The sequence below is a fragment of the Albidovulum litorale genome, from assembly GCF_025751495.1.
GTDB lineage: Bacteria > Pseudomonadota > Alphaproteobacteria > Rhodobacterales > Rhodobacteraceae > Albidovulum > Albidovulum litorale.
Map to the genome: position 1 here is coordinate 1 of NZ_JAOWKZ010000008.1, position 8,941 is coordinate 8,941.

At 61.6% G+C, this 8,941-nt stretch carries 10 protein-coding genes; 9 read left to right on the top strand and 1 reads right to left on the bottom strand.

Annotated elements, in window-relative coordinates:
* Nucleotides 1-29: 29 nt before the first annotated feature.
* Nucleotides 30-713, bottom strand: coding sequence for a ParB/Srx family N-terminal domain-containing protein (locus OEZ71_RS20125; RefSeq protein WP_263741885.1), 684 nt, complete (start codon nt 711-713; stop codon nt 30-32).
* A 636-nt stretch (nt 714-1,349) separates the two neighbouring features.
* Between OEZ71_RS20125 and OEZ71_RS20130 the strand changes: the two genes are divergently transcribed.
* The 9 genes from OEZ71_RS20130 to OEZ71_RS20170 all read left to right on the top strand — a co-directional run bounded on the left by OEZ71_RS20130 (nt 1,350) and on the right by OEZ71_RS20170 (nt 8,610).
* Nucleotides 1,350-1,655, top strand: coding sequence for a hypothetical protein (locus tag OEZ71_RS20130; RefSeq protein ID WP_263741886.1), 306 nt, complete (start codon nt 1,350-1,352; stop codon nt 1,653-1,655).
* A 111-nt stretch (nt 1,656-1,766) separates the two neighbouring features.
* Nucleotides 1,767-1,892, top strand: coding sequence for a hypothetical protein (locus tag OEZ71_RS20135; RefSeq protein WP_263741887.1), 126 nt, complete (start codon nt 1,767-1,769; stop codon nt 1,890-1,892).
* A gap of 803 nt (nt 1,893-2,695) precedes the next feature.
* Entirely contained in the window at nt 2,696-3,466 is a 771-nt protein-coding gene (locus OEZ71_RS20140) for a hypothetical protein (protein ID WP_263741888.1), read from the top strand.
* A 4-nt stretch (nt 3,467-3,470) separates the two neighbouring features.
* Nucleotides 3,471-5,369 carry a 7-cyano-7-deazaguanine synthase gene (locus OEZ71_RS20145; protein WP_263741889.1) on the top strand — a complete coding sequence of 633 codons (1,899 nt, stop codon included), beginning with the start codon at nt 3,471-3,473 and terminating at the stop codon, nt 5,367-5,369.
* Between the two features lie 198 nt (nt 5,370-5,567).
* Nucleotides 5,568-5,786 (top strand): helix-turn-helix transcriptional regulator, encoded by a 219-nt coding sequence (locus OEZ71_RS20150; RefSeq protein ID WP_263741890.1) that lies wholly within the window; start codon nt 5,568-5,570, stop codon nt 5,784-5,786.
* 187 nt (nt 5,787-5,973) lie between these two features.
* A complete protein-coding gene (locus OEZ71_RS20155; protein WP_263741891.1) occupies nt 5,974-6,426 on the top strand; it encodes a DUF2924 domain-containing protein in 453 nt (150 codons plus the stop codon).
* Nucleotides 6,423-7,733, top strand: a complete 1,311-nt coding sequence (locus OEZ71_RS20160; protein WP_263741892.1) for a recombinase family protein — start codon at nt 6,423-6,425, stop codon at nt 7,731-7,733. Before OEZ71_RS20155 ends, OEZ71_RS20160 begins: the two co-directional genes overlap by 4 nt.
* Nucleotides 7,734-7,752: 19 nt before the next feature.
* The gene (locus tag OEZ71_RS20165) at nt 7,753-8,220 is read left to right on the top strand and encodes a hypothetical protein (protein WP_263741893.1); all 468 of its coding nucleotides are present in this window, start codon (nt 7,753-7,755) and stop codon (nt 8,218-8,220) included.
* The gene (locus OEZ71_RS20170; RefSeq protein ID WP_263741894.1) at nt 8,221-8,610 is read left to right on the top strand and encodes a hypothetical protein; all 390 of its coding nucleotides are present in this window, start codon (nt 8,221-8,223) and stop codon (nt 8,608-8,610) included. It abuts the gene before it with no gap.
* The last annotated feature ends 331 nt before the right edge of the window (nt 8,611-8,941 follow it).

The following is an 8,941-nucleotide window of genomic DNA, read 5'->3' on the forward strand; positions in this document are numbered from 1 at the left end:
AAGGGCGAGCGTTTGGTCATCGGGGAAGGCTACTCAGCCCCCTGCCCCGCCGCAAGCCAAGTTCTTCTGACACAGCCCGGGTCGGTGACCATCAGGTGCGGCGTGACACCGCCGAGCAGCCGCTCCACCGTGGCGGCATCGGTGGCATCGCCGCAGATCAGCCGGTGACGGCCCAGCACCCAGAGATCCCCCGGGCGCGACACGGGCACCGCCGGCACCTCTGGCACGACATCCTCGCGCGGATCGGCTTCGCCCCCGCGCAGGAGTGCGTCGATCTCGCCCGCCTCGAAGCCGAGCGACACCAGATCTATTCCGAGATCGGACAGTTCCCCGGCCTCGATCGCCAGCATCTCCCGGTCCCAGCCCGCCTGTTCCGCCAGACGGTTGTCGGCGAGGATATAAGCCCGCTTCTGCGCTTCGCTCAGATGCCCAAGCTCGATCACCGGAACCCTCGACAGCCCCAGCTGCCGCGCTGCCCTCACCCGGCCATGCCCGGCGATGATGCCGTTCGCACCATCGACCAGCACCGGGTTGGTAAAGCCGTACTCCCGGATCGAGCCCGCGATCAGCGTGACCTGCGCTTCGGAATGGGTGCGCGCATTGCGGGTATAGGGGATGAGGTCGGCAATGGGGCGGTAGTCGACCGCGAGCGCCGGGGCGGCAGAGTCCGCCGTGACCTCCCGCTTTGCCCTTCGTTCCACGCGCGTCGCCATCCTGCTCTCCGATCCCCCGGCATTGCGGGTGACTGTCTCGGGAGCAGTATAACATCACAATCAAGCCATTGTAATCATGACATTAAATGCCATTCAGCGACAGGAGGCGACAATCCAGCAGGCGTCGGAATGTCTGTCGAGACTCAGACGATGCCGAGCGACACCGCGACAACACCGACGACCACGCCCGCGAGGCCGGCAATCGCCGGAGTTACGTCCTGAATACGTTCCACCAGATCTACAAAAAGCGATCCCGCCGGAGCCTTGCGCTCCGACGGGGTCCACACAGCCGATGCTCTTATACTCTTCAACTCACGCACTCGTAACAGGACAACTCATTCACTCGTAACAGGCTGTAATCACATGCAAAGCATTATCGCCGATCACACGTATATGGAGAACTTGTCTTGTTGGACATGTCCCCTATCGAATGTCGCAACGATCAATCCACATCCTTCCGGATTGTCTCTTCGGCCTGAGTAATCCACCAAGATGCTGTCTGTTTTGCGCCCTGCCACCGTCAGGCAATGGTCAGGATTCGGACCGGGGGTGCATTCTGAACAAATCACCTTGGTCTTGAGTCGCTGTCATCATTTGCTACGATCACGTCTGCGATCCATTCAGGGAGGTTGTGTCATGCATCCTGATCTTGGTGTGCAGCGCAGAATTCTTATCCGGTCCTACCGGTTCTATCTCGATGCCGACCGTGCCTGGAATGACGCCCTGGAAGAGGCCAGGAGCTGGTATCCCGTTGGTCAGAGAAGAACCGCTTGCATCTTCGGAGACCCGGGCTCACGCGTTCGTCGACTGTATGAAGCGCGGGACCGGGCCCTGCAGCGATTGCTGGTCGCACGCGAGAAGCTGGAAAACGCCCGCCGGAGGATCGCACGAAACCGGCAATCGGATCGGGGCTCGACGAGGATCTTTCTGTTGAGCGATTGAACCCGGATGCAGAGCGATCAATGCGCTGCGGTCTCAATACCAGGAACTCGGTCAAAAGGTTGTTCGGAGATGCAGAAACGAACCCAATCAGCAGAAACACCGGAACCGGATATGCAGAAATCCGAACCGGAAGACGTCAAGGTGCCGGAAATGGCCGAGAATATGGAACACACGCTGCGGCGTCTGATCAGAGAGAAGAACAAGGAACGCGACAGAAAAGCGGGCCTCTTTCGGTGATGCACGCCGCCAACAGCTGCCCGTAAGCCGACCTTGTGGCAAGTTGATGCACTCGTGAACAATGGTCCTGTTGGATCTAACTACACCCGAACGCTCGTTGCCGTTCGCACCTGCGGTCCGCGCATTCGCGGTTTTCGTGCACGCTATCCTGATCCAGATTTCATATTTACCTCCGCTTGTAACATACCAGTAAACTGCTGTGTCGGTTGGTGAGTCCTGGAGCCAAGGGCATAGGACGACCAGCCCCGGTCGCAACCGAAGCCGGTCCCCTCTGCCCTCAGCTGTCCGTGTCGGTCGGAGCCGCCCCGTCGCTTTGGGCCCTCAAGGTCGATCTGACCCTCGCCTCGAGGTCGGCCGCTACTTGCGACACCGGGTCTGGTGCCGGGGGACGCGCTTCGGCCTTTCGGACTGCGCTTGGGCCTCTGTCCCCGCCCCGTGGTATGCCCCTTCGGAAGCAGCGCCACGGTCTTCTAAACCCTCCGCAGCCCCCGGATCGTGCCGCGTTCGGATGTGTTTTTCCGGAGCGAGACGATCATGGAGCATGGTAAATCCACGTGTATCTAACTGAAAGATAGACATTTTATGACACTGGCCGCCATCAGGCGTCAGAACGCGACATAGCAGAGTGCGCACCTATTCAAGAGGAGTAAAGGCACCGATGATTCGGGGTTCGGCACGCGCGAGCGCGAGACAGGTCGAGTGTCCTCGATTGCCCCACAAATCCGCTCTGACGATCAGTGTTTGACAGATGCTTCCCGTCAAGGTTGAAATTGGCGCATTGAAGACAGGAGAGATCGGGCACCATGGGGCATATCTACCTCGGTGTCCTGCCAACGAGCAAAAAATGGCAGGAAGTCGTTGCGCTGATCTCCGATGGGGCAGCCGACACGGCAGTGATCGCGGCAAGCGCGCGTGCCGCCGAGAAAGATCTCCTGAGTGCCGCCTATGATCCAGTTTTCGTCGAAGCGGTCCGGTTGCTCGCAATCCTCCCCGTTGCAGCCCGGGACGAAGGTTTCGGGCAGTCACTCCGTGACTTTGATTTACCATGTCGAAACGCGCCGGACGTGTTCGGCATCGTCCTGGCCATGGGGTCGCGTCTTGATGACCTGGCCCGTCAGGCGCCACGTCAAAACGACTTCCGGGAACTGGCCCGCCGAGCACTCCTGTCAACGGTGACGGCCTATCTGGGCGACCGGACACCCGGTCTGATCTCGCCCACGCCGGAAGATGTCCATCGCGCGGCGCGGCAGCTTTCGGCACCGCGTGAATTTTCAGCCTATGCGCGCGGCTTCTTTACCCGGCTCCTGGGCGAAACCCTGCGCTACTGGCTCGACCGTGAGCTCGCAAACCACACGGGACCGGATCAGCGCTTTGCGAATGCCCGATCGCGAACCGAGTTTGACCACGCACTGATGCAGTACAGCATGGAGGCCAGCCGGATCATGAAAGAGTTCGCGGCAGGATGGTTTGCCAAGAATGTCTACCGCGACGGCGCCGTGACGTCCGAAACCGCTGCCAGTTTCGGGGCAGTGGCGTTTCGAAAGATTTCCGAAGAAATGCGTTTGAAGCTGTGACCTGATGCCTGAGTCATTCCTGATCGTTTCGTCCGAGAGCGCGGCACCCAAGCGGTATGCCATACGCATCAACGGGTCCGATGCCACTTTCCGGCTCAAGACAGATCCGATCGAGACCAGCTTCGTCAGATCGCTTTCGAGCGACCTCGTCGACCTTCTAGAAATCGCCTCCTCGGTCTTTTTTGCCGACACGACAGTGCGACGCGGCGGTGAAGGTCGGCAGAAGCTTGGCGCTGCCTGGCGTCGGCAACTCGCGTTCCAACTGGCCGTGCGTCATCCTGAACTTTGGTCAACTCCCGAGGTGACGGCGGCCCTGACGGATGCGGTGGAGTTCCTGACAGGCGATCGCGTCACGTTCGAATTCGTGGCCAAGCCCATCGAACCCGTCGCCGAACCATACCTGCCCTTGCAGAATGCGCCGGAAGGGTTTCAGGCGAAGGAAGTCATCCTCTTCTCGGGCGGCCTGGACTCCTTTGCCGGAGCGCTCGAGGCGCTCAAAGATCGCACGGACAACGTAATCCTCGTCACCCATCGGTCAGCGCCAAAGGCGATCAACCGTCAAGTCACACTGAGCGGCTATCTCCGGAAGGAGTTCAAGAACCGGTTTCTCCATCTGCACGTCAGGGCGACGCGCGCGAAGAGCGTTGCCCGCGAGACGACCCAGCGGTCCCGATCCTTCCTGTTTGCCTGTCTCGGCTATGCCGTCGCGCGCATAGCGGGAGCCGACCGCCTCAGCTTCTATGAAAACGGCGTTGTCAGTCACAATCTGCCGATCGACGCCCAGGTCATCGAGACCATGGCATCGAGAACCACCCATCCGCTTGCACTGCGCAAGCTGCAGACCTTCCTCGACGTGATCAATGAACAACGTGTTGCGATCCGCAACGACTTCGAATGGCTTACCAAGGCCGAGGTTGTGACCAAGATTCACAACCTTGGAGCCGCACCGGTCATAGCCCATACCGTCAGTTGCACGTCGCTTCGCAACGAAACCAGCGAGATCCACCATTGCGGAGCCTGTTCCCAATGCCTCGATCGACGCTTCGCCATTCTCGCCGCTGGCCTCGAAGACTATGACCGGGCCAGCGATTACAAGATTGACGTCCTTGCGGGCGCGCGCGACACGGTTCGCTCAAGAACGATGGCGCTCGATTGGACCCGACACGCCTGCCAGCTGGCGGGAGCCGATCTCTCAAGCTTCCTCGGTCGCTTCGCCAGCGATATTGTCCGGGTCGCCCAAGGCTACGACACTTTGACGGACGCGCAGATCGTGGAGAAGGTGTTCGACCTTCAACGCCGTCACGGCCGGGCAGTTCTGGCAGTTATCGAGCGTGCGACAGAACGGTTTGCCGCCCAATTGGTGCGCCACGATTTACCCACCTCATCGCTGCTCGCGCTCTACCTGGGAGTCGGGCTCACGGTGCCGGAAGTTGCCGATGGCCTGGTGCTCGACGGCCTGCGTGAAAAGCCAGGTAAAGACGCCGGCGTCCTCCAGTCGGAACGAACACCGTTGTTCCCGTTGCGCGTCGCGTTTTTTGACAACCAGGGTGGCCATGCCATTGAGGTCGAGGGGTTGGGCTGCGTCCGCCACGGCGGTGCAGCCGTCGCTCACGACCTGAAACCGCAATACGAAGATGACCTCGCCGCGGGGCTGGCGCCGGAGAACCATAATTTTGTATCGCCTTACGCCCTTGCAGAAATGCGGCGGTACGTGAGCGTCAATACGGTGACGCAGTCGATCAAAAGATGCCGGGACAGGTTGGCCGAGTTCTACATCGCCATCGAACTGCGACCGCCCGACCATCCGCTCCTGATCGAACAACGCCGCCACAAGGGTTACCGGCTCGACCCGTCGATTCGTGTCATTCGCCGCGATCAGGTGCGAACACCCGCCAAAGGCTGACCGCTCGCGACGACACGAGTCATTCTCGTGAAGCATCGGAGTCATTTTCGGTGCCCGGCAGGGACTGAATTCAGGGACTTGGACACAAAGGCGAGTCATTTTCGGCGTCCCGGAAGTCACTCGCTGATACCTGCCCAAGTGACTGGCTATGAACGATAATTCTTCCAACCGACACCCCGCATTCGAAAGGGGACGAGAATGGAAGAACAGATGAACATCGGGCATATGGACCTCCGCAAACCGCTCCGCGAGCGGGACCTCGCCGAGCGCTGGCAAAAATCCCTGCGTACGTTGCAGCGCTGGCGGGCAGAGGGCTACGCACCACCACATATTCAGATCGGTGGCAGCATCTATTACCGGCCCGGTGACATCATCGCCTTCGAAAACCGGATGCGACATGGCGGGGACGACACATGAACCCCTATCCCGCCCGCCTGATGTCGCCGGCCGAACGCCGAGCCGAACTGTGTCGCTTGCTGGCGCTCGGCCTGGTGCGGCTCCGTGCCCGGCAGTCAAGCGAACTATCCGCCTCGATTGGAGAAAGTTCGCTTCACAACGGCGGCCACCGGAGCGGTCATGCAACCGGTCTCACGGAGGGCATGGCATGACGACGCACGACCCGATCCCGGCGCGCCTGGCCGCGCTGAAATCAACACCGACGCTGGATCTGAAGCACCAATGGCGCGAGCTCTTCGACAGCGAGCCTCCGCTCTTCAATCGGCGCTATCTGGAGAGCCGGCTTGCCTATCGCATCCAGGAACTGGCCTATGGCGGGCTCAAACCCGAGACGGTCCGGCGGCTGGAACGGCTGGGTGAGGAACTGGACGGTGGTGACCGCAAGAAAAGCCGTATTCGCGCGGACATGATGCCCATCACCGGCACACGGCTGATCCGCGAATGGCAGGGCGTCGAGCACGTCGTCACCGTCACAACGGACGGCTTCGAATGGCAGGGCCGGCCCTACAGGTCGCTCTCCGCGATCGCTCGCGCCATCACAGGCACGCGCTGGAACGGCTGGGTGTTCTTTGGGCTCAAGAACCACCGGAGGGGCAGATGAAAGACACCATCCTCCGCAAGTCGCGCTGCGCGGTCTACACAAGGAAATCGTCCGAGGAAGGGCTGGAGCAGGAGTTCAATTCGCTCCACGCCCAGCGAGAGTCCTGCGAAGCCTACATCGCCAGTCAGCGCTCTGAGGGCTGGGTGCTCGTCCGCGATCAATATGACGATGGCGGCGTCTCCGGCGGCACTCTGGAGCGCCCCGGTCTGAAGCGGTTGATGGCCGACATCGAGGACGGGCTGGTCGACGTGGTCGTGGTCTACAAGATCGACCGCCTCTCTCGGTCGCTGGCGGATTTCGCCAAGCTGGTCGAGGTATTTGACCGGAATGGCGTGACCTTCGTCTCGGTCACGCAGTCCTTCAACACCACGACCTCCATGGGCCGGCTGACGCTGAATATCCTGCTTTCCTTTGCCCAGTTCGAGCGTGAGGTCACGGCCGAGCGCATTCGCGACAAGATCGCCGCCTCCCGCCGCAAGGGGATCTGGATGGGAGGTGTGCCGCCCTATGGTTACCGCGTCGAAAGCCGCAAGCTGGTGGTGGACGAGACCGAGGCCGCGCATGTCCACTGGGTCTTCGCACGCTTCCTCGAGATCGGCTCTGCAACTGTGCTCGCCCGCGCGGTTCATGAGCGCGGGATCACGACTCGCCACGGCAACCGGATCGACAAGAAGTACCTCTACCGCATGCTGAACAACCGCGCCTATATTGGCGAGGCGGTGCACAAGGGCGAGAGCTACCCCGGCGAGCACGACGCCATCATCGATCGCGAGACATGGGACAAGGTCCACACCATCCTGCAGGAAAGCCCGCGCAAGCGTGCCGCGCGCAGCCGCGCCGAAACGCCGGCGCTGCTCAAGGGGCTGCTTTATGGTCCTGATGGCGCCGCGTTCTCACCGACGCATACTCGGAGGGGGAATCGTCTCTACCGCTACTATGTCAGTCAGACCGTGCTGAAGCACGGTGCTGGTTCGTGTCCGGTCGGCCGCGTGCCGGCGGGCGAAATCGAGGCTGCCGTCATCGAGCAGCTTCGCACTGTCTTCCGACAGCCCGAGATCGTTGCTGGAGTTTGGAAAGCGGCGCGCATCCACTCCGATGACATCACCGAGGCCGACGCCCGTTCGGCCCTGCAGCAGCTCGATCCACTGTGGGACGAGCTATTCCCCGCCGAGCAGGCGCGCATTGTGGCGCTGCTGGTCGAACGCGTGGACATCAGCGTGGACGGCTTGAACGTCCGGATGCGCGTGGACGGGCTCGATGGCCTCGCAACCGAATTGCTACCCGGCGGCCAGCGCCGCGCCGCATAACCCCAAGGAGAAGCACGACATGTCAGACACACTTTCCGGTCCCCCCGTCAATCTGTACCCGGGCATCCGCTACCGCTCGGAGGCCGATCGCGACGCCGCGTTCGCCCTGTTTTCGCAGACCCTGCGGGTCATCGAGCACGAGGGCACCTTCCACATCGAGGAGAAATGGCGGCGCACGAACTACAAACCGCGGGTCTGGTGCAGCGGCTTCGACACCGAGAGGGCTGCAGAGATGTTCCGGCACGACATGATCCTCGCTGCGGTGGACGGGCTCGACAACGAGGCCTGCCGGACGAAGCGGACCGCCGACCTCTACAACCTCGCCGGTGCCGTCGTCGACCTGGTTCAGGAGCGAGCAGAGCAAAGCGACACCCCGGTCAGACTCGACGAGGAGGCTGCCCGGGACTTGGCAAACATCGTGGCACGCGCGCTGTGCCGGCACGCCTACGCGGCGGAGGATCGGGCTGTCTCGGGCGAGGCAAGCTGAATGTCCTCCGCCGACGCGACCGCATCGCCCCGCACGGTCACCATCCATGTCCCGCTCCGCCTCGTGAAGCGCGGCGGGCGGAAGGAAATACAGATGCCCGAGGGCGCCACACAACCGCGGCGGACGGACAGCGCCCTCGTCAAGGCGCTGGCCCGCGCCTTCCGCTGGAAGCGGAAGCTGGAGGCGGGCGAGTTCGCCACCATCGCCGAACTCGCCGAGCGCGAGGGGATCGCGCCGTCCTACATGACCCGCGTCCTGCGACTGACGCTGCTCGCGCCCGACATCGTTGAGTCAATACTGGATGGCAATCAGGGGCCGGAGGTGACGCTGGCGCTGGTGCTGGAGCCGTTTCCGGTGGAGTGGGTAATGCAACTGAACTACTTCGGCTAGCGGCCCAATCCGGACTTTGATCTTCATGGCAATCGCTGCAGTGCAGCTTCCCCGAAGCTGCCGTTCGTTCCCTGGCGCAGCATTTTCGACCCGCCAAGGGCCGGATGGCGGACAAATCTGCCGTTCGCTGCGGAGCGGCACTGGCAGCCAACTTGAATGACCGCTGTGCGGACAAAGCCGACATCTGAGAAAATTTTCGGAAGATTGTTCAGTCCCGATTATCGTCTCGTTGTGTGACGGCCCTTCTCTGCCTGGCATGGCAGGTGACAAGCTTGATGAGTTCTATCATGATCAGACCTTCAATTTGCCTATGGAATTGAAAGATGCTGAT

Coding starts and splice junctions, on each gene's coding strand:
- OEZ71_RS20125 (WP_263741885.1), bottom strand. CDS start 713: ATGGCGACGCGCGTGGAACGAAGGGCAAAGCGGGAGGTCACGGCGGAC.
- OEZ71_RS20155 (WP_263741891.1), top strand. CDS start 5,974: ATGACGACGCACGACCCGATCCCGGCGCGCCTGGCCGCGCTGAAATCA.
- OEZ71_RS20170 (WP_263741894.1), top strand. CDS start 8,221: ATGTCCTCCGCCGACGCGACCGCATCGCCCCGCACGGTCACCATCCAT.
- OEZ71_RS20140 (WP_263741888.1), top strand. CDS start 2,696: ATGGGGCATATCTACCTCGGTGTCCTGCCAACGAGCAAAAAATGGCAG.
- OEZ71_RS20160 (WP_263741892.1), top strand. CDS start 6,423: ATGAAAGACACCATCCTCCGCAAGTCGCGCTGCGCGGTCTACACAAGG.
- OEZ71_RS20165 (WP_263741893.1), top strand. CDS start 7,753: ATGTCAGACACACTTTCCGGTCCCCCCGTCAATCTGTACCCGGGCATC.
- OEZ71_RS20135 (WP_263741887.1), top strand. CDS start 1,767: ATGCAGAAATCCGAACCGGAAGACGTCAAGGTGCCGGAAATGGCCGAG.
- OEZ71_RS20130 (WP_263741886.1), top strand. CDS start 1,350: ATGCATCCTGATCTTGGTGTGCAGCGCAGAATTCTTATCCGGTCCTAC.
- OEZ71_RS20145 (WP_263741889.1), top strand. CDS start 3,471: ATGCCTGAGTCATTCCTGATCGTTTCGTCCGAGAGCGCGGCACCCAAG.
- OEZ71_RS20150 (WP_263741890.1), top strand. CDS start 5,568: ATGGAAGAACAGATGAACATCGGGCATATGGACCTCCGCAAACCGCTC.